The sequence below is a fragment of the Pandoraea iniqua genome (assembly GCF_902459685.1).
In the GTDB taxonomy this organism is placed as follows: domain Bacteria; phylum Pseudomonadota; class Gammaproteobacteria; order Burkholderiales; family Burkholderiaceae; genus Pandoraea; species Pandoraea iniqua.
In genome coordinates, this window is sequence record NZ_CABPSF010000007.1 from 102448 (window position 1) to 122437 (window position 19990).

The following is a 19990-nucleotide window of genomic DNA, read 5'->3' on the forward strand; positions in this document are numbered from 1 at the left end:
CCTCGGGGCTAAAGTTCATGGCTGAACTTCGGGACTGAACTTCTTCCCCGAGCCCCGTCAGCTACGGCCGCGTCCGCGCCAACGCCGGACGCGGTAAAATTGCGCACTTCGCCTTTCTCCCTCCCGACCCGACCGTGACTGCAACACCCGCCAACACCGATCCGAACGCCCTCGAGACCCCTGCCGACGCTGACCTCATCGACAACGATGGCGTCATCCACGAGGCACGTCTGTGGTGCGACGACGGCTGGACGGCTAAGGTGATCAAGAACGAGGAAGACGACGGTTGGGCCGTCGCGATGTACAAGGACGGCGAGTCCGAACCCGCCCTCGTCGGCCCGTGGACCATGGGCCGCGACAAGAAGAATCCGAAACCGCTCGACGTGAACGCCTTCAATACGCTGGTGAAAACCGCGGCGGAAGTGCTGCGCCGTCACGAGCAGCAACTGCGCGCGCAAATGCACAAGCGGGTGAGCGTCGACGGCCCCGATGGCGACATCGAAGTCACGCTCGACATCGTGCCCGACGAGTACGATCCGTACGCCACCCTCAGCGCTATCGACCGCTTCGGCGAAACCATCGCGTCGGTGAAAGTCCAGCCGAACTTCAAGCTCTCGCGCAACAGCGCTCAGGCGTGGGTCGCCAACGACTTTCAACGGCCCCAGTAAGCGCCCGCTAACACGCGGCCCGCCCGCTCTTCCCGCTCTTCCGGCCCATCCCGCTACCCCATCACTTCCGGTACCGGGATAACGCGCCGTCTGGTTAGCCCCGCCGGCCTCTCCTACGATCTCTGACAACGACCGCCGACGGTAAGCGAGTGATCGCTCGCGTCGCATCCGTCGCACGCGTCGTTCGTCATTGAAAAAGGGAGACCCCATGAAACGCTTTCACATCGCACTCGCTGTGCGCGACCTCGACCAGTCCATCGAAGATTATTCGGTCCGCCTCGGCCAGCCGCCCTCGGCCGTCGTGCCCGGCGCCTACGCCATGTGGCGCACCGATCTGCTCAACTTCTCGATCAACCAGTCGCCCTCGCGGGCAGGGGAGTTGCGCCACGTCGGCTTCGAAGACGATACCGCACCGGAATACAGCAGCAGCACCGATTGCAACGGCCTGCTCTGGGAGGCGTTTTCCGCCGCCGAGCAGGACCGTCGCATAGTGAGCACTTACGGGGTCGCCGTGGGCGGGACGTCCGATGGGACAGCGTCCAGCGACGCCGCGAAGCGCCGCCCCGCGTAGTCACGGGCGAACTGTGCGGCAATGCGCCCGGAGCGAGCGCCCCGGGTGAGTGCCCACTGCAATGCGGCTTCTCGTGCTTCGGCGATCTGTGCATCGTCGAAGCCCTGATGCCCCAGCCAAAGGGCCACGGCCGCCAGATATTCGTCCTGCGTGAAGCCGTAGAACGTTAGCCACAGACCGAAGCGCTCCGAGAGCGAGATCTTCTCCTCCACCGCATCGCCGGGATGCAGTTCGCCGTTCGCGCCCGCGTGCGTGTCGAGGTTGTCGCTGGCGGACTCCGGCACGAGATGCCGGCGATTCGATGTCGCATACACCAGCACGTTCGCCGCGCCGCCGGACACCGAGCCATCGAGCGCCGTCTTCAATCCCTTGTAGCTCGACTCACCCGGCTCGAACGACAGATCGTCGCAGAACAACACGAATCGCTCTGGGCGCGCACGCAGCAAGCCCACGATATGCGGCAGATCGTCGAGATCGGCCTTATCCACTTCGACCAGCCGCAGCCCCAACGGCGCGAACTGGTACAGGCACGCTTTGACCAGCGACGACTTACCGGTGCCACGCGCGCCGGTAAGCAGCACGTTGTTAGCCGGATGCCCCGCGACAAACTGCGCCGTATTGCGCTCGATGACTTCGCGCTGACGCGACACGTTGCGTAAGTCGTCGAACGAGATCAGTTGCGGATCGGTCACGGGTACCAGCCTTGCACCGCCCTGCCCGCCCTGTCCACCCCGCGAGCCGCGCCAGTGAAAGGCCACCGACGCGCTCCAGTCGACCGTCGACAACTTATCGCCGGTCAGCCACTGTTCGACCAGCGCCGTGAGGCGATCCAGCCGTGCGCACAACGGGGCGAGGGCGTCTTGCCCCCCGCCGTTGCCGGGTGCGCCGCCCGGTGTCGTTCCTGAGTTGATGGATGGCGATGCCTGCGCTGCCGACGCCCGCGCCACGGGCGAGGTGCCCCCCGGCCCCTGCTGCCCGCTGTACAACGGCGCGTCCGTCGAAGCGCGGTCGCCCGCGCCCTGTCCCGGCACGGCCTCATGACCGTTGGCCGGTGTGGTTCCTCGCTCCCGGTGCGCCGTCGATTTCCACGCGGTGCCTGTCATGCCGGCACCTCATCCGAATCTGCGGCATCGTCCCCGCCGAAGCCCGGCAACGGACGCTTCCAGCGCTGCGCGATCGCCACACCCACCAGCGCCACGCCACCACCAAGAATATGGAAGGTATGCAACTGCTCACCGAGCATCAGCACGGCCAGCACTGCCGTCATCACCGGCAGCACGTTGATGAACATGCTGCAACGATTGGGACCGAGATGGCGAATGCCCTGAATCCACAGAATCGGCAGCAGAATCGATGCGCCCAGCCCCGCGTACAACACCAGCGGCACGGTCGCCACGTTGAGTTGCGCCTGACCGGCGGGCACCAGCGCGACCATCGGAATCATCGTGATCAATGCCGCCCACGCCTGCACATACGCCGACTGTGTCGACGGCACCGCCACATGCCAGCGACGCAGCAACACGCTGTACAGCCCGTAAGACGCCGAGGCGATCAGCATCAGCACGTCGCCCAGATGGATACCGCCGTCGAGCAGCGTGGCCGGATGGCCTCGCCCGATCAGGTACACCAGCCCCGCGAGCGAGAGCAAACCGCCGACGAGCATGCCGAGGGTCGGCGGCTCGCGCAGCAGCGCCACACTCCAGAGCAACGTCAGCAGCGGTGCGAGCGCCGTCACGATGGCCATGTTCGTCGCCGTGGTGCTATGCGCCGCCAGATACGACAGGCTCTGATAGAACGACATGCTCAGAAAGCCGAGGAACCCGAGCTTCGCCAACTGCGGGCGCACATGCGACCAGTTGCGCATCAGCGGCCGAATGACAAACGGTGTCAGGACCGCTACGGCCAGTACTAGCCGATAGAACGTAATCGCCGATGGCGCGATCGCGCTGGCAGAGAGTTTCGAGACGATGACGTTGCCGGCCCACAACAGCATGGCGCCCAACGGATACAGGATGTACCCCATGACGATTCCCACGAGAGTCAGAAAAAGGAAGGGCCATCGTCGGCGATAACCTTTTGGGTGTCTCACGCTAAAATAACCAAACCTATCTCAAAAAAGACATCGTCATGCCGCCGACGGATCTGATTTCGACCGATCATCTTCGCTTCGAACGCACGCCCATGCCGATGGCCGCCATGGCCGTCGATTACGCCCACAACACGTTCATCGCCTCGCACCGGCATCGGCGCGCGCAACTGCTTTATGCCATTGAGGGGGTGATGATCGTCGCGGCGCCGTCTGGCCGCTGGGTGGTGCCGCCGACACGTGGCGTGTGGCTGGCCGCCGGGCTCGAACACACGGTGCAGATGAGCGGCAACGTGAAAATGCGCACGGTGTTTGTCGAACCCGATGCCGCCAAGCTGCCGCAAGCGAGTTGCGTGGTGGATATCTCGCCACTCGTGCGCGAACTGATACTGGCTGCCATCGCCATTCCGCTCGACTACGCGCCGGACTCGCGCGACGCCCGGCTCATGCGGCTGCTGCTGGACGAGCTGACCGCCCTGCCCGTGCTGCCGCTCTATCTGCCGTGGCCACGCGACGCGCGGCTCGCCCGTGTGTGCGACCGGCTCGTGCAAACGCCGGCCGATGCCGCCACACTCGACGACTGGGCGCGCGAAGTCAGCCTGTCGGCCAAGACCTTCCAGCGGCGATTTGCGGCAGAGACGGGGATCACGTTCGGGCGGTGGCGTCAGCAGGCACGCTTGCTACAGGCACTCGAAGCGCTCGCGCATGGCGAGAAGATCGTCAACGTGGCGCTCGATCACGGCTATGCTAGTCAAAGCGCGTTTGCCGCGATGTTCAAGCGGCACTTCGGCGTGCCGCCGTCAGCGTTTTATCGTTGATCGCTGATCGCTGATCGTTTACGGAGACATCCCCATGCATTACCTGCTGACTTACGAACTCGTCGACGACTATCTCGACCGGCGCGCCGAATATCGCGACGCGCATCTGGCGCTCGCGTGGCAAGCGGTGGATCGGGGTGATTTGTTGCTGGCGGGTGCGCTGGAAGATCCCGTCGATACGGCGGCGTTGCTGTTCGAGGGCGAGAGTGCCGCGTCGGCCGAGGCGTTTGCCAATGCCGATCCGTATGTGCGCAACGGGCTGGTGAAATCGTGGCGCGTGCGGCCGTGGAAAACTGTCGTAGGGAAGATGGCGAGTACGCCGGTGCGCTGAAGGTGAATTTCTGCGGCACAAAAAACAAAACGCGCTTGGCGATGAAGCCAAGCGCGTTTGCCGACAACCGATTATCTGACGTGCAACCGGAGCTAACCGAGTGTCACGCCGATGAATCTGGCGTCCCCTAGGGGATTCGAACCCCTGTACTCACCGTGAAAGGGTGATGTCCTAGGCCTCTAGACGAAGGGGACTTAAAGTCTTCCGTTTGGTGGAGGTAAGCGGGATCGAACCGCTGACCTCTTGCATGCCATGCAAGCGCTCTCCCAGCTGAGCTATACCCCCGTGCGGCGAAGAAGTGAGACTATAGCGCAGCTTTTTGAAGTTGTGAAGCCCCCTCTCCAATTTTTTTGGAGAATTTCGACAACACCCGAGCCTTTACTGGCTCAGCCCGCGCGCCTCGATTGCCCAAAGCGCCTCAACACGTCCGTGCCGCACGGCGACATACCGGTCATACAGATTCACCGTCGGGTCGCAGTGCCCCGGCACCAGCAGAATCGTCTCGCCGAGCCACGGCGCACTGTCTTCGGTCGCCGACGCCAGCTCAAGTACGCCGTGTTCGTCGGAGGCCGTACGGTAATGCGGCTTACCCGCTTTCTGCGATGACCAGAAGCGCGGCAAGCCCGAATCGGTCGCCACGCTCTTGAGTCCTGCATCGCACACTATCACGCCCGGACGGGCGGTGCTCATTACCGTCGACGCGAGGAACAACCCGTGCCGGAAGCGCCAGTCGTCGCGCCATTCGAGCGAGCCGTAGTGCCCGTCGAGAAACGCGTACGAGCCCGGCTGAATCTCGGTGTACACACCGCTTTCGATATCGAATTCCGCCGTGCCGGTGCCGCCGCCCGTCACGACCGGACACGTGATGCCGCGCGCCTCGAGAAAGCGGACATAGGCGGCCGCTTTGTCTGCCGCCTGCCGCGCCGTGTCGCGTCGCAAATCCCAACTGGCGATGTGCTGCGCGCTGCCGTGATACGCCTGCAAGCCGCCGAAGCGCAGCCCTTCGTAGTGATCGATGGCATCGACCAGTGCCGCCACCGCATCGGTCGAATCCACCCCGCAACGTCCCTGCCCCACGTCGACTTCGGGCAACACGGCGATGCGCACGCCCGCGCGCTTGGCGGCCATGCCCAGCGGCGCGACCTGACGCACATCGTCCACGCAAACCGACAACGTCACGCGCGCCGCCATCGCCACTGCCAGCGCGACACGTGCTTCGCCAACGAACTCGTTACTGATGTGGATATTGCCGATGCCGGCATTGACGAACGGAATAGCCTCGGTGACCTTCTGGCAGCAAACGCCGACAGCGCCGGCAGCCATTTGCGCACGGGCAATGCTCGTCGACTTGTGCGCCTTGGCGTGCGGGCGCACCGCGACTCCCCGGGCTGCGGCCGCGCTCGCCATGCGCTCGATGTTGGCGTCGAAGGCGTCGAGATCGAGCACCAGCGAAGGCGTGGCGATCTGGGCGAGCGCGTCGCCCACTTTCGCCACGGGCGGCACGGCGATACCGCCGGCAACCGGCGGCGCGGCGGAAGACACTACGGAAGCAGACGTCGAAACAGCGTTGACCGAATCAGGCATAACAATCCTTTGACGGAAGCGCGCGGCAAATTACGCGGGCAGCGATGCGGGCAGCGCCTTCGCCAGCACGCGCGCCACATGAAGCGCCTGCGTGTGCGCACCATCGTGAATCTGATGACGGCAACTGGTGCCGTCGGCCACGACGATGGCATTGGCGTTACGTTGCCGGACCGCCGGCAACAAAGACAATTCGGCCATCGCGCGCGAGGTGTCGTAGTGCTCGGCCTCGTAACCGAAACTGCCCGCCATGCCGCAGCATGACGACTCGATCGATGATACCTTCAGCCCCGGCAGCCAACCAAGCACCGCCGTCACCGGCGAGAACGCGTCGAACGCCTTCTGATGGCAATGACCGTGCACGAGCGCCTCGCCGACGCCATCGGGCAACGCTTGCCAGTTCACCGAAAAACGGCCTGCCTTCTGCTCGCGAACCAGAAATTCCTCAAAGAGGAACGCGTTATCGGCCACGGTGCGTGCCGTGTCGCCAAAACCATAGCCGAGCACTTCGTCGCGCAGCGACAGCAGACACGACGGCTCCAGCCCCACGATCGGCACGCCGCGTTCGACATACGGCAGCACCGCATCGAGCAACCGGCGCGCTTCGGCCTTCGCCTCGTCTACCATTCCGGCCGCCAAGAATGTACGTCCGCAGCACAGCGGCCGCTCACCCTCACGCCGGTTCACATGCACCGTATATCCCGCCGCTTCGAGCACCTGCTTCGCGGCCAGCGCGTTCTCGGGTTCCATGTAGTTATTGAACGTATCGACGAAGAGCAGCACTTCGCGCTCGCCCTGCGCTGCCGTCGTCTGATGCCCGTTCGCAAGATTCGGGAGCGCTGCCTGCCCATCGAGGAACGACCGCCGCAGCGCCGGCACCGAGCGCTCCAGCGCGAGCCCCAGCCAGCGCTTGGCGGCATTCCCGCCCGGCAGGCGCTGCGCGGCATCGAGCAGACCACCGACGCGGCTGGCCCACGGGGCATAACGCGGCAGATACGCAATCATCTTGTCGCGCAGCGACACGCCGTGCCGTTTCGCCCGTGCATGACGGGCTTCGATCTTGAAGCGCGCCATGTCGATCCCCGTGGGGCAATCGCGCTTGCAGCCCTTGCACGACACGCACAGATCAAGCGCTTCCTTGACGTCGTCGCTGGCCAGCCCGTCCTCGCCCAACTGCCCGGATACGGCGAGGCGCAACGTGTTGGCACGCCCGCGCGTGACGTGCTGCTCATCGCGCGTGACGCGATAGCTGGGGCACATCGTGCCCGCGTCGAACTTGCGGCAATGGCCGTTGTTGTTGCACATCTCCACGGCCGACGCGAGACCATTCGAGGCGTCGCTACCGGTGCCGGGCGCGGTTTGCTCGCCCGTGAGCGCGTCGCGCTTCACGTTCCATGCGCTCCAGTCGAGCGCGGGCGTCAGCGGCTTGGCCGCATACCCCGGGGCGAAGCGGAACAGCTCGCGCGAATCCATCTTCGGCGGGCGCACCATCTTGTCGGGATTGAAGCGATTCTCCGGATCGAACAACTGCTTGATCTCGCCAAACGCCGCATTGATGCGCGGCCCGTACTGCCAAGCCACCCATTCGCCGCGGCACAGACCATCGCCGTGCTCGCCGGAGTAAGCGCCCTTGTACTCGCGCACGAGCGCCGCCGCTTCCTCGGCAATCGCGCGCATCTTGTGCGCACCGTCGCGCCGCATGTCGAGAATCGGACGCACGTGCAGCGTGCCGACACTCGCGTGGGCATACCACGTGCCTTCGGTGTCGTGACGATGGAACACCTCGGTCAGACGCCGCGTGTACTCCGCCAGATGCTCGAGCGGCACGGCGCAGTCTTCGATGAAGGACACCGGCTTGCCGTCGCCCTTCATGCTCATCATGATGTTCAGTCCCGCCTTGCGCACTTCCCACAGCGCCTTCTGCGGCCCGGCCTCGGGCATCTTCACGACGCTGTCGGGCAAGCCGAGATCGCCCAGCAAGGTGGAGAGATCGTCGAGCTTTGCGCGCAGTGCCGCCGCGTCGTCGCCCGCAAATTCCACCAGCAGAATCGCCTGCGGATCGCCCACGAGCGCCTTCTCGATCACCGGCCGGAACGCAGCGTTGTCCATCGCCAGATCGATCATCGTGCGATCGACCAGCTCGACCGCGACCGGCCCCAGCTTGACGATGTGCTGCGTGAGATCCATCGCCTGATAGAACGTGGGGAAGTTCACCACGCCGAGCGTCTTGTGCACCGGCAGCGGCACGAGCTTGAGCGTGATCTGACGGCTATACGCGAGCGTGCCCTCGGAACCGACCAGCAGATGCGAGAGGTTCGCCACGCCGTCGTCGGTATAAGCGCGCGGGTTCAGACAGTCGAACAGATCGAGGTTGTAGCCGGCCACGCGACGCAGCACGCGCGGCACACGCTCACGCAGTTCCGCTTGCTCGCGCACGGCAATCTCGTGCACGCCCGCCAGAATCGCTTGCATGCGCGCATCGGACGGCGGCGTATGCAGCGAGCCGAAATGCAGTTGTGCGCCATCGGCCAGCACCGCGTCGATGCCAAGCACGTTGTGCACCATGTTGCCGTACTCGATGGAGCGCGAACCGCACGAGTTGTTGCCGGTCATGCCGCCGATCGTGCACTGCGCAGCCGTCGACACATCCACCGGAAACCACAAGCCGTGCGGCTTGAGCCACGCGTTCAGATGGTCGAGCACGATGCCGGGCTCGACGGTCACCGTACGTGCCTCCGCATCGAACGCCACCACGCGATTGAGCCACTTGCTGTTGTCGATGACGAGCGCTTCGCCGATGGTCTGGCCGCACTGACTCGTGCCCGCGCCGCGTGCGAGCACCGGCACATGCTGATCGCGGGCGATATCGAGGACCCGGATCAGATCGTCCTGATCGCGCGGCACCACCACACCGATCGGGAAGATCTGATAGATCGACGCGTCGGTGGCATAGCGGCCCCGGCTCGCGCGGTCGAACAGCACTTCACCGCGCAGTTCGCGGCGCAGCCGTTCCTGCAACGGGGTCAGGGCCACACCGCCGCGTTGCATCGGCATCAGATGCACGGGCTGGAGCACAGAGGAAGTAGAGGATTTCGATTGCGAATTCATGACGTTGCTGGCGTTGAGCTGGCCTGAGGCGTCGCTGCACGGGCGGACCAACGCCCGCCCGGCAGGAATGTGTGGCTGATGTGCCGCCGATGTGTTGCCGACGTGTCGCTTAAGCCGGCTGGCGCGTAGTACTTGCGCCCTTCGCTTCACCGGCGCTCGAGAACTTGCTCTCGGGCTGCATGCGGAAGGCGAGCACCACGCCTACGCCCATCAGGATCATGCTGCCCACGAACGGCAGCTCCCAGTTGCCCGTGCGGTCGATCAGATACCCCGAGATCACCGGCGAGAGGATGGCCGCGAGCGCCGAGCCCGTGTTCATCATGCCGCTGGCCGTGCCCGAGTATTCCGGCGCGATATCCATCGGAATCGCCCACATCGGACCGATCGTCATTTCAGCGAAGAAGAAGCCGAATGCGAGGCATGCCATCGACACATACAGATGGTGCGTGAACATCATCGGCACCAGCGAAATCAGCGTGAGCAGCATGCACACCGAGACCATCCAGCTACGCGCCTTCTTGAGGCTGCCGGTGCGCTCGTAGAGCTTGTCGGTCACGATGCCGCCGAGCGTATCGCCGATCACCCCGGCAAAGAACACGCTGGACGCAAACAGCGCCGACTTCTTCAGATCGAGGTCGTAGCTATGCAGGAAGTATTGCGGAATCCACGACAGGAAGAGCCACAGCGTCCAGCCGTAGCAGAAGTACACGATCGTGACCGGTGCCATGCGCTTGAACAGCGGGCCCCACGGCACCGACGGGCTCTTGGCCTTCAGTGCAGGCAACGTGGCGAGTTCTTCGGTCGTAATGCGCGGATGATCTTGCGGACGCTCCGTGAACGTGAAGCCCCACACCACCACCCACACCAAGCTCACGATACCGCACAGATAGAACGACTCGCGCCAGCCATGCGTGGCCATGATCGCCACGACGAGCGCCGGTGCGACCGCGTTACCGATACGCGAGGCGGCGTGCGTGATGCCCTGCGCAAAACCGCGCTTTTCCTTGGGAATCCAGCGCGACATGGCCGACGTGGCCGCCGGGAACGTTGCCCCTTCGCCCAAGCCCAGCAACAGACGCGCGAGCAACAGCGTGACCAGACCACCGGCCATGCCGGTGAGGATGGTCGCGACGGCCCACAATGCACCGCACACGAGCAGCGTGCGCTTGGCGCCGAAGCGATCGCTCACCCAGCCGCCGATGATCTGGAAGACGAGATAGGGGTAGGCGAAGGCCGAAAAGACCAGACCGATTTCGGTCTTGTTGAGATTGAATTCCTTACCGAAGCCGGCAGCGGCCGTGCTGACGTTGACGCGATCGAGGTAGGTGATGAAATACATGACGCATAGCATCACCAGCACGACTCGCGTCGCTCTGAAAAGCTTCATTGCATGTCTCCTGAAACAGCCCGTAGGGCGCGCCCGGTCGCAGCAGGCGGCGCGTGAGGTGTTGCGGCGGCACGGGCAGGTTCTGTGACATGGCCCGGAGCCGGCTGAATTGCAAGCAAAGCATTCACTGCAAGGGCATGCATGGCATACCCCGTAATTCCCGCCTGTTTCCCGAAAACATGCCTCAGGCAAAGGCGTTCAACGGCCCAGTCGACCTTCGAAATACGGGCCAACGCCCCGGTCAACGATTCGGTCTACGACAGAATCGGCCTCCAGACCGGGGCGCTGGCTGCGTCGACGGGCCGCGCACTCACCCGCTCAATCGCGCGACCGCCAGTTCAGGCAGCGGCCTTGAGCGACGGCGTGCTCTTGGCTTCGGCCAGATGGGCCATCGCCGCCACCACACCCGAGCCCGCCAGTTTCACGCCCGACAGTTGCAGGCCCATCTCGCAGCCCGCGAGCGTGGCCATGAGCGTGAGGTCGTTGCAATCGCCCAGATGGCCAATGCGGAACATCGTGCCGCGAATCTTGCCCAGCGCCTGACCGAGCGACATATCGAAGCGCTCGTAGATACGCTTGCGCACTTCATCGGCATCCACGCCCTGCGGCATCACCACACCGGTGAGCACCGGGCTGTACACCGCCGGGTCCTGACATTGAATCTCGAGGCCCCACGCCTGCACCGCACGGCGGGTGGCTTCGGCCAGACGCTGGTGACGGGCGAACACGTTGTCCAGCCCTTCTTCGAGAATCATGTCGAGCGCTTCCGACAGGCCGTACAGCAGGTTCGTGTTCGGCGTGTACGGCCAGTAGCCGTTCTTGTTGGCTTCGATGATTTCCTGCCAGCCCCAGAACGCGCGCGGCATCTTCGCGTGTCGGCCGGCTTCGAGTGCCTTCGGCGAGACCGCATTGAAGCTGATGCCCGGCGGCAGCATCAGGCCCTTTTGCGAGCCCGAGACGGTGACGTCCACGCCCCATTCGTCGTGACGGTAGTCCGCCGAACCAAGGCCCGAGATCGTATCGACGAGCAGCAGCGCAGGGTGACCGGCGGCGTCGATGGCACGGCGCACGGCCGCGATATCGGAAGTCACACCGGTCGACGTTTCGTTATGCACCACGCACACGGCCTTGATGCCATGCGAGGTGTCGGCGCGCAGACGCGCCTCGATCATTTCGGGCTTCACGCCCTGACGCCAGCCGTCGGTGCCCGGCAGGCCGATGAATTCCGGCTTCAGGCCGAGGTTCTCCGCCATCTTCTTCCACAGCGTGGCGAAGTGCCCCGTCTCGAACATCAGGACGGTGTCGCCCGGCGAGAGCGTATTGGAGAGCGCGGCTTCCCACGCGCCCGTGCCCGATGCCGGGTAAATCACCACCGGCTGTTCGGTCTTGAAAATCTTCTTGATGTCAGCGAGCACCTTGCGACCGAGCGCGCCGAACTCCGGGCCGCGATGGTCGATGGTGGGATAGCTCATGGCGCGCAGAATGCGATCCGGCACCGGACTCGGTCCGGGAATTTGCAGGAAGTGGCGACCCGAGGGATGGAAATCGAGCTTCAACATGAACGACTCTCTCCTTTTGAATTTTGCATGCAAAATACTTTAGCAGAGCCGAAAATTCTCGCAAGGGGCGAGAAACACTTTTAATACAGGTGTTTACCCGGGCGGGACGGGACCGGGATTCAGTACGGTACAATCGCCGCCATGAAGGTTTGATGATTTTGAATGCAAAAGATGGAAGACTTGCCGACGATTACCGGAACCGAGATCCCACGCGTGGAACGCTTGCGTTTGCACGACACCGTGGTCGAACACCTGCGCAAGCTCATCATCGAAGGCGTGCTCGCGCCGGGGGTGAAGCTCAACGAGCGTGAGCTATGCGAGACGCTGGGTATTTCGCGCACCCCGTTGCGCGAGGCGTTCAAGGTGCTCGCCGCCGAGGGGCTGATCGACATCGCGCCGAATCGCGGCGCGAGCGTGGCACGCATGACGGAAAAGGAGATCTGGGAGACGTTCGAGCTGATGAGTGCGCTCGAAGGGTTTTCTGGTGAGCTGGCCGCCGAGCGCATGACCGCCGTCGAACTGGCCGAGATCAAGGCGCTGCATTACGCCATGCTGGCGTGTCGCGCGCAGCACGATCTGCCGGGGTATTACGCACGTAATCAGGAGATTCACGACCGGATCAATGAAGCTGCGCGCAACGGGGCGTTGCGGCAGACTTACATTTCGATCAATCGCCGTTTGATGGCGCTGCGCTTTCGCTCGAACTTCCGCACCGACAAGTGGGACCGGGCCATCGACGAGCACGAGCAGATGATTGCTGCGCTCGAAGCGAAAGACGGCAAACGGCTATCGGAGATTTTGCGCAAGCACCTGCTCGCCAAGCGCGATGCGGTGTTGCAGATTCATGCGGAGCCGGTCGGGGACGTGCGCAACGATTAACACGAAGTCGTTTAACCGCGCACCCTCCCCAGCCGACGCCGGGCGCCTCACAGCCGGCGCTCGGCAGCCTCCCGCGCACGACGTGCGAGCACGGCGGGCGATTCCAGCACTTCACCGGCCAGACGCGCGACCAGCGCCGCCACACTGCGGCCGTATTGCTTGCCGGCGATGACATCTGCCGGATCGAGCGCGTAAGCCGCATCGGCTTCCACCCCTTGGCCAGTCACGCTCACGAAGTCTTTGAGACGGCGGGCATGCAGCCCTTCGTCCGGCGTGTCCGGGTCTTCCGGGTCGGCCCACACCATGCCGTGCTTGGCGGCGAGTGCGGCGAAATAGTCGAGCGTGTTGCGCTTGTCGTCGCCCGGACGGTAGCTGAACGAAAACCCGCCGGCCACCTTGTTGCGCCAGCTGCGCGCGCGCCACATATCCATCGTGGCGTCGGCAAAAGCCTTGAGCGGCGCGGCGATACCCCCTTGCAGCGCCGGAGCACCGAAGATGATGGCGTCGGCATTCGCCAGACGCGCCAGCATCATTTCGTCGTGCCACTGACCGTCGATCAATTGATGCGGTTCGATACTAAGTAATTGTGCGTGTGCACCGGCGTCGTTGACGCCTTGGGCAACCGAATGGGCAATCATGGCGGTTGCGCCGCCCTGCGAGTAGTAAACGATTGCGATATTGGACATGGCGTAGTGCTTCCTAACTCAGGATGTCCGCCCCATGGCACCGCCCGGATCGCGCTTCCCTTCGCTTCCGCTGGCTGTCTGGACATCAGTCAAGGCCAGATGATGCCAGCGATAACCCTTAGGGGATAGCCCGCATTCGTGAACATGACTGTTCCGTAAACGATAACAATCGGACGGCCACGCCACGCTGTCCGGGTCATTACATTGTTCTGACAGAAAAATGGCGCGAAGCTGACAGCGTTCGCGCCTGAGGTTTGCCGCACTCACCCGATAACCGGGCCGCCGACATGGGTTTTGCGTCGGGCTTTGGCGCTCGGCTTTAGCGCTCGACGTCAGCGTCTGGCCGGTGCACCCAACCGCATCGACAACTGGTCGGCCAGCTCGCGCATTTGCCGGCCAATACGTTCGCCCGTGACCGCATCGATTTCATTGGTCAGAAAACTCACCGCCAGCCCCGCCACTGCGTGTTCGCCCGACGCATCGAAGACCGGCGCGCCGAAGCAGATCATCCCCTCCCGCATCTGACCGTTGTCGATGGAATAACCATCGCGGCGCACCTGCGCCATTTCTTCGGACAACGCCGGATACGTCGCCACGCTCGCCTTGGTCAACGGTGCCGGCCACGCACCGGCCAGCAGATCGGCGACTTCGTGCGCGGGCAGCGTCGAGAGCATGGCCTTGCCGGTGGCGGTATAAGGCGCGGGCAGGCGCATGCCGATACGGAACGTCACGCCCAACGGACGGTTGCCGTTGTGACAGGCGAGATAGATCACCTCGGCGCCATCGAGCACCGACAGCGTGACAGTCTCCTGCGCAAACGCGCGAGAGTCCTCCCACACCGCACGGAACTCCTCGGTGATGTTCGTCTGCGACAGGAACGCGTTCGCCCACCCCATCACGTACGAGCCCATCGTCATGCCGCCGTTGGCGTGCCGCTTGACCAGCCGCAGCTTGACAAGCGTGTCGCATAGCCCGTGCAGCGTGCTCTTGGGCACCCCCGTCTCGCGCGCCAGATCGGCCAGCCCCACGGGTTCGCTCGAGGCCGCGATCACGTCGAGGATATTCACCGCGCGCACGACCGCCGGGGCCGTGGTCTTGAGCGGTTCTGCCTCGGTAGTCGTATGGGCATGGAGATGGGCGTGGGCGGGGACGTCGAGTTTGCGCTTGGGCATGTATCGGAAATCGGCTTCAGGGAAGTGGGTAACTGAAAAACGGCGTGGAACAACGGTTCGCCGGTGGCGTGCCGCCAGCATGGTACGGGGAAGTCATTCTCAATCCGCCCTAGGAAAACCACCTAGTTGCACCGATACCGTTCAATACGTAGAATTCAATTCAATACATAGAATACCGTTCAATAGATGGAACAGCAAGCTGCCAGCCGAGTGAGTGGAGACCTCGGCACCGACGTAGCGCGTCATGCCATCAACGACTTCTGCCGGCGTCCCCGGCCCACCACCATGCAACTCAAAGACACCCCCCTCTTCAAGCAACTCGCCTGGGTCGACGGTCAGTGGATCGCCGCCGACAGCGGCAAGACGTTCGACGTGCTCGACCCCGCCACGGGCGAAGTGCTGGCCCGCGTGCCGGAACTCGGTGCGGAAGAAACCACGCGCGCCGTCGTCGCCGCCGAAGCCGCCCAGAAGCCGTGGGCCGCCCGCACCGGCAAAGAGCGCGCCGCTGTGCTGCGCCGCTGGTTCGACCTGATGATCGCCAACACCGACGATCTCGCGTATCTGATGACCCGTGAACAGGGCAAGCCGCTGGCAGAATCGCGCGGCGAAATCGCCTACGCGGCCAGCTTCATCGAATGGTTTGCCGAAGAAGCCAAGCGCATCGACGGCGACGTGCTGGCCACCCCGGCGGCCGACAAGCGTCTGGTCACGATCAAGCAACCGGTCGGCGTGTGCGCCGCCATCACGCCTTGGAATTTCCCGGCCGCGATGATCACGCGTAAGGTCGCGCCCGCCCTCGCCGCCGGCTGCGCCATCGTAGTGAAGCCGTCGGAACTCACCCCGCTGTCCGCATTCGCACTGGCTGAGCTGGCCCATCGTGCAGGTATCCCCGCCGGTGTGTTCCAAGTGGTGACGGGCGACGCGCGCGCCGTCGGTGGCGTGCTGACCGCACACCCGACCGTGCGCAAGCTGTCGTTCACTGGCTCGACCGGCGTGGGCCGTCTGCTCATGGCGCAATGCGCACCGACGATCAAGCGTCTGTCGCTGGAACTGGGCGGCAATGCCCCGTTCATCGTGTTCGACGACGCCGATCTCGACGCCGCCGTCGAAGGCGCGATTGCCGCGAAGTATCGCAACGGCGGCCAGACGTGCGTGTGCGCGAACCGCTTCTATATTCAGGACGGCGTGTACGACGCCTTCGCCGAGAAGTTTGCCAAGCGCGTCGCCGAAATGAAGGTCGGCAACGGTCTGGAAGACGGCGTGGTCATCGGCCCGCTGATCGAAGGCAAGGCCGTGGAGAAGGTCGTGACGTTGGTGGAAGACGCTAAGGCGCGCGGCGGCCGTGTGCTCGTCGGCGGCGAAGCCCATGCGCTGGGCGGCACGTACTACACGCCGACGATCATCGCCGACGCCACCTCGCAAATGCGCGTGGCGCGCGAAGAAATCTTCGGCCCGGTGGCCCCGCTGTTCCGCTTCACGCGCGACATCGACGCCGTGGCCCTCGCCAACGACACCGAATTCGGTCTGGCTGCCTATCTGTATACGCGCGACATCGCCCGCGCATGGCGCACGGCCGAAGCCCTCGAGTACGGCATGGTCGGCCTGAACACCGGGCTGATCTCCAACGAAGTCGCCCCGTTCGGCGGCATCAAGCAATCCGGGGTGGGCCGTGAAGGCTCGCACTACGGCATCGAGGAATACCTCGAACTGAAGTATCTGTGCCTGCAAGTGTGATGCCCGGTACGAACAAGCATCCACTAACGGCACAAGACCGATAACACGACACAAGTCGCAATACCACCAAAGGAAACCAGTATGAAGCGCGTGACCCAGCGCGGCATGAAGCCGCTCGCCCTCGCTATCGCGACCTTCGCGGCCGCCGCCGGCATTGCCTCGGTTGCCGCTACGGCACAAGCCCAGACGCCGGCCGTGAAGCCGATCAAGATCGGCATCGTCACGTTCATGTCGGGCGCCGCCGCCGGCCCGTTCGGCGTGCCCGCCAAGAACGCCGCCGAAGTGACGGCCGCCGAACTCAACGCCGGCAAGGTGCCCGCACCGTACGCCGCCAAGGGCTTCGGCGGTGCACCGATCGAACTCGTCTACATCGACGAAGCCGGCAGCACGAGCAAGCAAGTGAGCGAGTACCGCAACCTGCTGAATCAGGGTGTGGACTATGTGGTCGGCTACACGTCGTCGGGCAACTGTCTGGCGATTGCGCCGGTGGCCGAAGAAATGAAGAAGGTCACGCTGTTCTTCGATTGCGGCACGCCGCGCGTGTTCGAAGATGCGAGCTTCAAGTACGTGTTCCGTCCGGTCGCCACGGCCACGATGGATAACGTGGGCGCTGCCCGCTACGTCGCCGAGCGCAAGCCCGATCTGCAAACGTACGCCGGTATCAACCAGAACTACGCCTGGGGTCAGGACGCGTGGGCCGACTTCGAAGGCACGCTGAAGTCGCTCAAGCCGAACGCCAAGTCGGTCAGTTCGCAAATGCCGCAACTGGGCGCGGGTCAATACAACGCCGGCATCTCGAGCCTGCTCGCCGCCCACCCGGACGTGCTGCACTCCAGCTTCTGGGGTGGCGATCTGGAAGGCCTCGTGGTGCAGGCCGGTCCGCGCGATCTGTTCAAGAAGTCGCTGACGGTGCTGACCGCTGGTGAGACGGCCACGCACGGCAAGACGCGTCTGCCCGACGGCGTGATCATCGGCGCACGCGGCATGTACGGCATGTTTGCGCCGGACAACGCACTGAACCGCTGGCTGCGCACGGCCTACAGCGCCAAGTTCAACGACACGCCGAGCTACCCGTCGTACAAGATGAACCAGAGCATTCTCGCGCTCAAGGCCGCTTACGAGAAGGCGCAGGCCGCTAACGGCGGCAAGCAGCCGACGCCGGAGCAGGTCATCGCCTCGTTCGAACACCTCGCCTTCGAAGCCCCGGCCGGCAAGATCGGCCTGACGCTGGGCAAGGGCCACCAGGCCGCGCAAGGCACCGCGTTCGGCATCGTGAAGAACGTGAACGGCAAGGTCACCGTGACGGACGTGAAGCAGTACTCGATCGCAGAAGTCACGCCGCCCGAAGGTGTGAAGTCGGCCGACTGGATCAAGGGCGGCCTGAAGCACTAAGCGCACCGCGCCTTCGCTGCTTCAACGTAACAAAGCAAGCTTGAGTCGTACCCGCAGGGCGGGCGCCGCGTATCGCGCGCTGCCCGTTCTGCGTTCCAAGGAGAATGCGAGATGTCGCAGATCTACGCCGTCCTGGTGGACGGGGTGATGTACGCCGCGTGGCTGTTCCTGGTTGCTCTGGGACTGACCCTCGTCTACGGCGTGCTGAAAATCTTGAATATGGCGCACGGCAGCCTCTACGCGCTCGGCGCGTACGCTGGCGTGACCTTGATCGGCCCGTGGGTTGCCCAGGGCGGCAACCTCTACGTGAGCTACCTGTTGCTCGTGCTGGCGGCGATGGTCGCAGGCGGGGCCATCGGTTTCATCATGGAGCGCGGCGTGCTCAAGCGCTTCTACGGGCAAGACCCGGTGGTGCTGCTGCTCGTCACTTATGCGCTCTTCCTGATCATGGAAGACGCGATCAAGCTCGTGTGGGGTGTCGACCCGTACACGGTCTCGGAGCCGTACAGCTTCCTCGGCAATTTCGAAGTCGGTGACCTCTCGTACCCGAACTACAACTTCCTGATCGTGGGCGTTGCGCTGATCGCCGGCGTGGGCCTCACCGCGTTTCTGAAATTCACCCGCAGCGGCCGCCTGCTGCGCGCCGTGATTCACGATCGCGAAGTGAGTCAGGCGATGGGCATTCGCGTGAGCCGCTACTTCGTGATCACGTTCATGGCCGGTGCCGTGCTCGCCGCCATCGGTGGTGCGCTGACGGCACCGACGGTATCGGTGGCGCCCGGCATGGGCGTCGAAATCGTGGTGCTGACGTTTGCCGTGGTGGTCATCGGCGGGCTCGGCTCGCTGCCCGGCGCCGCCTTCGGCGCGTTGCTCGTGGGGCTGGTGCGCGCAAGTGCCGTGCATTACTGGCCGCAAGGCGAGCTGTTCTCGATCTATATCGTCATGGCGCTGGTGCTGGCTGTGCGTCCCAAAGGCATCTTCGCTCCGATGGAGGCTCGCAAGATATGAGTTCCGCAATCTGTTCTCACCTGCGCGCGCCCGGCACGTGGCTCGCGGTGATCGGCTTCGTCGTTATCGGCGCGGCGGGTCTGGCGCTGCCGCAGTGGCAGTTTCTCGTCTCCGTCGCGTTGTCGAAAGGCATCGTGGCGCTGGGTCTCGCGCTGTTGCTTCGCACGGGTCTCGCGTCGTTCGGTCAGGCGTTGTTCTTCGCCGTCGGCGCGTATTGCGTCGGCCTCGGCATGAACTTCTACGGGCTGACCGAATTGTTTGCGCTGCTCGCGCTGTCGATGATCGTGTCGGCGGTGCTCGCGTTCGTGCTCGGCTTCCTGCTCGCGCGATATCGCGACATCTTCTTCGCCATGCTGACGCTGGCGCTGTCGATGATCTGCTACGGCCTGTTGCTCAACAACGTTGAGCTTGGCGGCAGCGACGGCTTCAACGTGAACGCCCCGACGCTGGGCAGCAGCGCAACGCCGTGGCAACTCACGGGCACCAACCTGTTCGCGGTGGGCTTTATCGCAGCGATCCTTTGCGTGATGGTGGTGGCGCTGTACATGCGCTCGACACCGGGGCGTCTCGGTCCGGCAATCAAAGATAACGAGATCCGTGTGGAGTATCTGGGCACGTCGGCACGCCAGAACATTCACCTGACGTACATCATCGCCGGTGCACTCGCCGGGCTGGGTGGCGCGTTGCAGGCGTTCAACATCGGTCACATCGATCCGGACATGGCGTTCTGGACGACGTCGGGCGAGTTCGTCTTCATCGCCGTGCTCTCCGGCACGCGCTTCGCGTTCTCGCCGTTCATCGGTGCCCTGCTGCTCGAAGTGGCACGTGCGATGGCCTACCGCTACGCACCGAACACGTGGCAAATCGTGATGGGCGCCATCATGCTGGCGATCATCGCGTTCCTGCCGGGCGGTCTGACGAGTTTGGGGCTGGGCCGTCGCAAGACGGCGGCAGCACACCCGGTCACGCAAACGAAGACGGCGCGCGCCTCGGGCGACGCGACGGCATGA

The 19990-nt window shown here is 64.1% G+C and carries 17 protein-coding genes and 2 tRNA genes; 9 read left to right on the forward strand and 10 right to left on the reverse strand.

The genetic code is table 11. The features are described 5' to 3' along the window. Positions 1-197 precede the first annotated feature (197 nt). Both PIN31009_RS21520 and PIN31009_RS21525 read left to right on the forward strand, forming a co-directional pair. The gene (locus PIN31009_RS21520) at positions 198-668 is read left to right on the forward strand and encodes a hypothetical protein (protein WP_058380153.1); all 471 of its coding nucleotides are present in this window, start codon (positions 198-200) and stop codon (positions 666-668) included. 208 nt (positions 669-876) lie between these two features. Continuing rightward, positions 877-1239: a VOC family protein gene (locus PIN31009_RS21525; RefSeq protein WP_150684918.1), complete on the forward strand. Its 363-nt coding sequence runs from the start codon at positions 877-879 to the stop codon at positions 1237-1239. On the opposite strand, the gene PIN31009_RS21530 is transcribed toward PIN31009_RS21525, so the two are convergent. Both PIN31009_RS21530 and PIN31009_RS21535 read right to left on the reverse strand, forming a co-directional pair. Beyond that, the gene (locus PIN31009_RS21530) at positions 1167-2072 is read right to left on the reverse strand and encodes an ATP-binding protein (protein ID WP_246185810.1); all 906 of its coding nucleotides are present in this window, start codon (positions 2070-2072) and stop codon (positions 1167-1169) included. The genes PIN31009_RS21525 and PIN31009_RS21530 overlap by 73 nt on opposite strands. A gap of 266 nt (positions 2073-2338) precedes the next feature. Beyond that, a complete protein-coding gene (locus PIN31009_RS21535; protein WP_150684920.1) occupies positions 2339-3262 on the reverse strand; it encodes a DMT family transporter in 924 nt (307 codons plus the stop codon). A gap of 104 nt (positions 3263-3366) precedes the next feature. On the opposite strand from PIN31009_RS21535, the gene PIN31009_RS21540 reads away from it, so the two are divergent. Next, positions 3367-4143 carry an AraC family transcriptional regulator gene (locus PIN31009_RS21540; protein WP_246185796.1) on the forward strand — a complete coding sequence of 259 codons (777 nt, stop codon included), beginning with the start codon at positions 3367-3369 and terminating at the stop codon, positions 4141-4143. A gap of 34 nt (positions 4144-4177) precedes the next feature. Continuing rightward, positions 4178-4474, forward strand: coding sequence for a YciI-like protein (locus PIN31009_RS21545; protein WP_058377727.1), 297 nt, complete (start codon positions 4178-4180; stop codon positions 4472-4474). A 118-nt stretch (positions 4475-4592) separates the two neighbouring features. On the opposite strand, the gene PIN31009_RS21550 is transcribed toward PIN31009_RS21545, so the two are convergent. From PIN31009_RS21550 to PIN31009_RS21575, 6 genes are all read right to left on the reverse strand, one after another. After that, positions 4593-4668: transfer RNA gene (locus PIN31009_RS21550), tRNA-Glu, on the reverse strand. A gap of 15 nt (positions 4669-4683) precedes the next feature. Continuing rightward, positions 4684-4759, reverse strand: a tRNA-Ala gene (locus PIN31009_RS21555). 93 nt (positions 4760-4852) lie between these two features. Next, complete coding sequence (locus PIN31009_RS21560; protein ID WP_150791534.1) at positions 4853-6058, reverse strand: DSD1 family PLP-dependent enzyme; 1206 nt, start codon at positions 6056-6058, stop codon at positions 4853-4855. A 30-nt stretch (positions 6059-6088) separates the two neighbouring features. Beyond that, positions 6089-9163 (reverse strand): FAD-binding and (Fe-S)-binding domain-containing protein, encoded by a 3075-nt coding sequence (locus PIN31009_RS21565; protein WP_150791535.1) that lies wholly within the window; start codon positions 9161-9163, stop codon positions 6089-6091. Positions 9164-9272: 109 nt separating this feature from the next. After that, a complete protein-coding gene (locus tag PIN31009_RS21570) occupies positions 9273-10550 on the reverse strand; it encodes an MFS transporter (RefSeq protein WP_150791536.1) in 1278 nt (425 codons plus the stop codon). Positions 10551-10888: 338 nt separating this feature from the next. Further along, a complete protein-coding gene (locus PIN31009_RS21575) occupies positions 10889-12109 on the reverse strand; it encodes a pyridoxal-phosphate-dependent aminotransferase family protein (RefSeq protein ID WP_087722259.1) in 1221 nt (406 codons plus the stop codon). Positions 12110-12271: 162 nt separating this feature from the next. Here PIN31009_RS21575 and PIN31009_RS21580 point away from each other — a divergent pair, with 162 nt between their 5' ends. Continuing rightward, positions 12272-12988, forward strand: coding sequence for a GntR family transcriptional regulator (locus PIN31009_RS21580; RefSeq protein ID WP_058377723.1), 717 nt, complete (start codon positions 12272-12274; stop codon positions 12986-12988). Between the two features lie 47 nt (positions 12989-13035). Here the strand turns inward: PIN31009_RS21580 and PIN31009_RS21585 are convergent, their stop codons facing one another. Both PIN31009_RS21585 and PIN31009_RS21590 read right to left on the reverse strand, forming a co-directional pair. Beyond that, positions 13036-13674, reverse strand: coding sequence for a flavodoxin family protein (locus PIN31009_RS21585; protein ID WP_087686603.1), 639 nt, complete (start codon positions 13672-13674; stop codon positions 13036-13038). A 332-nt stretch (positions 13675-14006) separates the two neighbouring features. After that, positions 14007-14846 (reverse strand): IclR family transcriptional regulator, encoded by an 840-nt coding sequence (locus tag PIN31009_RS21590; RefSeq protein ID WP_150791537.1) that lies wholly within the window; start codon positions 14844-14846, stop codon positions 14007-14009. A 285-nt stretch (positions 14847-15131) separates the two neighbouring features. Here PIN31009_RS21590 and PIN31009_RS21595 point away from each other — a divergent pair, with 285 nt between their 5' ends. The 4 genes from PIN31009_RS21595 (at position 15132) to PIN31009_RS21610 (ending at position 19990) form a co-directional block, all read left to right on the forward strand. After that, positions 15132-16580, forward strand: a complete 1449-nt coding sequence (locus PIN31009_RS21595) for an NAD-dependent succinate-semialdehyde dehydrogenase (protein WP_150791627.1) — start codon at positions 15132-15134, stop codon at positions 16578-16580. A gap of 81 nt (positions 16581-16661) precedes the next feature. Then, positions 16662-17972 (forward strand): ABC transporter substrate-binding protein, encoded by a 1311-nt coding sequence (locus tag PIN31009_RS21600; protein WP_246185797.1) that lies wholly within the window; start codon positions 16662-16664, stop codon positions 17970-17972. A 111-nt stretch (positions 17973-18083) separates the two neighbouring features. Further along, on the forward strand, positions 18084-18980 hold the full coding sequence (locus PIN31009_RS21605) for a branched-chain amino acid ABC transporter permease (RefSeq protein WP_150791538.1): 897 nt from the start codon (positions 18084-18086) through the stop codon (positions 18978-18980). Further along, positions 18977-19990 carry a branched-chain amino acid ABC transporter permease gene (locus tag PIN31009_RS21610; RefSeq protein WP_084656056.1) on the forward strand — a complete coding sequence of 338 codons (1014 nt, stop codon included), beginning with the start codon at positions 18977-18979 and terminating at the stop codon, positions 19988-19990. The genes PIN31009_RS21605 and PIN31009_RS21610 overlap by 4 nt, the downstream gene beginning before the upstream one ends.

Coding starts and splice junctions, on each gene's coding strand:
- PIN31009_RS21525 (WP_150684918.1), top strand. CDS start 877: ATGAAACGCTTTCACATCGCACTCGCTGTGCGCGACCTCGACCAGTCC.
- PIN31009_RS21535 (WP_150684920.1), bottom strand. CDS start 3,262: ATGGGGTACATCCTGTATCCGTTGGGCGCCATGCTGTTGTGGGCCGGC.
- PIN31009_RS21540 (WP_246185796.1), top strand. CDS start 3,367: ATGCCGCCGACGGATCTGATTTCGACCGATCATCTTCGCTTCGAACGC.
- PIN31009_RS21545 (WP_058377727.1), top strand. CDS start 4,178: ATGCATTACCTGCTGACTTACGAACTCGTCGACGACTATCTCGACCGG.
- PIN31009_RS21560 (WP_150791534.1), bottom strand. CDS start 6,058: ATGCCTGATTCGGTCAACGCTGTTTCGACGTCTGCTTCCGTAGTGTCT.
- PIN31009_RS21565 (WP_150791535.1), bottom strand. CDS start 9,163: ATGAATTCGCAATCGAAATCCTCTACTTCCTCTGTGCTCCAGCCCGTG.
- PIN31009_RS21570 (WP_150791536.1), bottom strand. CDS start 10,550: ATGAAGCTTTTCAGAGCGACGCGAGTCGTGCTGGTGATGCTATGCGTC.
- PIN31009_RS21575 (WP_087722259.1), bottom strand. CDS start 12,109: ATGTTGAAGCTCGATTTCCATCCCTCGGGTCGCCACTTCCTGCAAATT.
- PIN31009_RS21580 (WP_058377723.1), top strand. CDS start 12,272: ATGCAAAAGATGGAAGACTTGCCGACGATTACCGGAACCGAGATCCCA.
- PIN31009_RS21585 (WP_087686603.1), bottom strand. CDS start 13,674: ATGTCCAATATCGCAATCGTTTACTACTCGCAGGGCGGCGCAACCGCC.
- PIN31009_RS21590 (WP_150791537.1), bottom strand. CDS start 14,846: ATGCCCAAGCGCAAACTCGACGTCCCCGCCCACGCCCATCTCCATGCC.
- PIN31009_RS21595 (WP_150791627.1), top strand. CDS start 15,132: ATGCAACTCAAAGACACCCCCCTCTTCAAGCAACTCGCCTGGGTCGAC.
- PIN31009_RS21600 (WP_246185797.1), top strand. CDS start 16,662: ATGAAGCGCGTGACCCAGCGCGGCATGAAGCCGCTCGCCCTCGCTATC.
- PIN31009_RS21605 (WP_150791538.1), top strand. CDS start 18,084: ATGTCGCAGATCTACGCCGTCCTGGTGGACGGGGTGATGTACGCCGCG.
- PIN31009_RS21610 (WP_084656056.1), top strand. CDS start 18,977: ATGAGTTCCGCAATCTGTTCTCACCTGCGCGCGCCCGGCACGTGGCTC.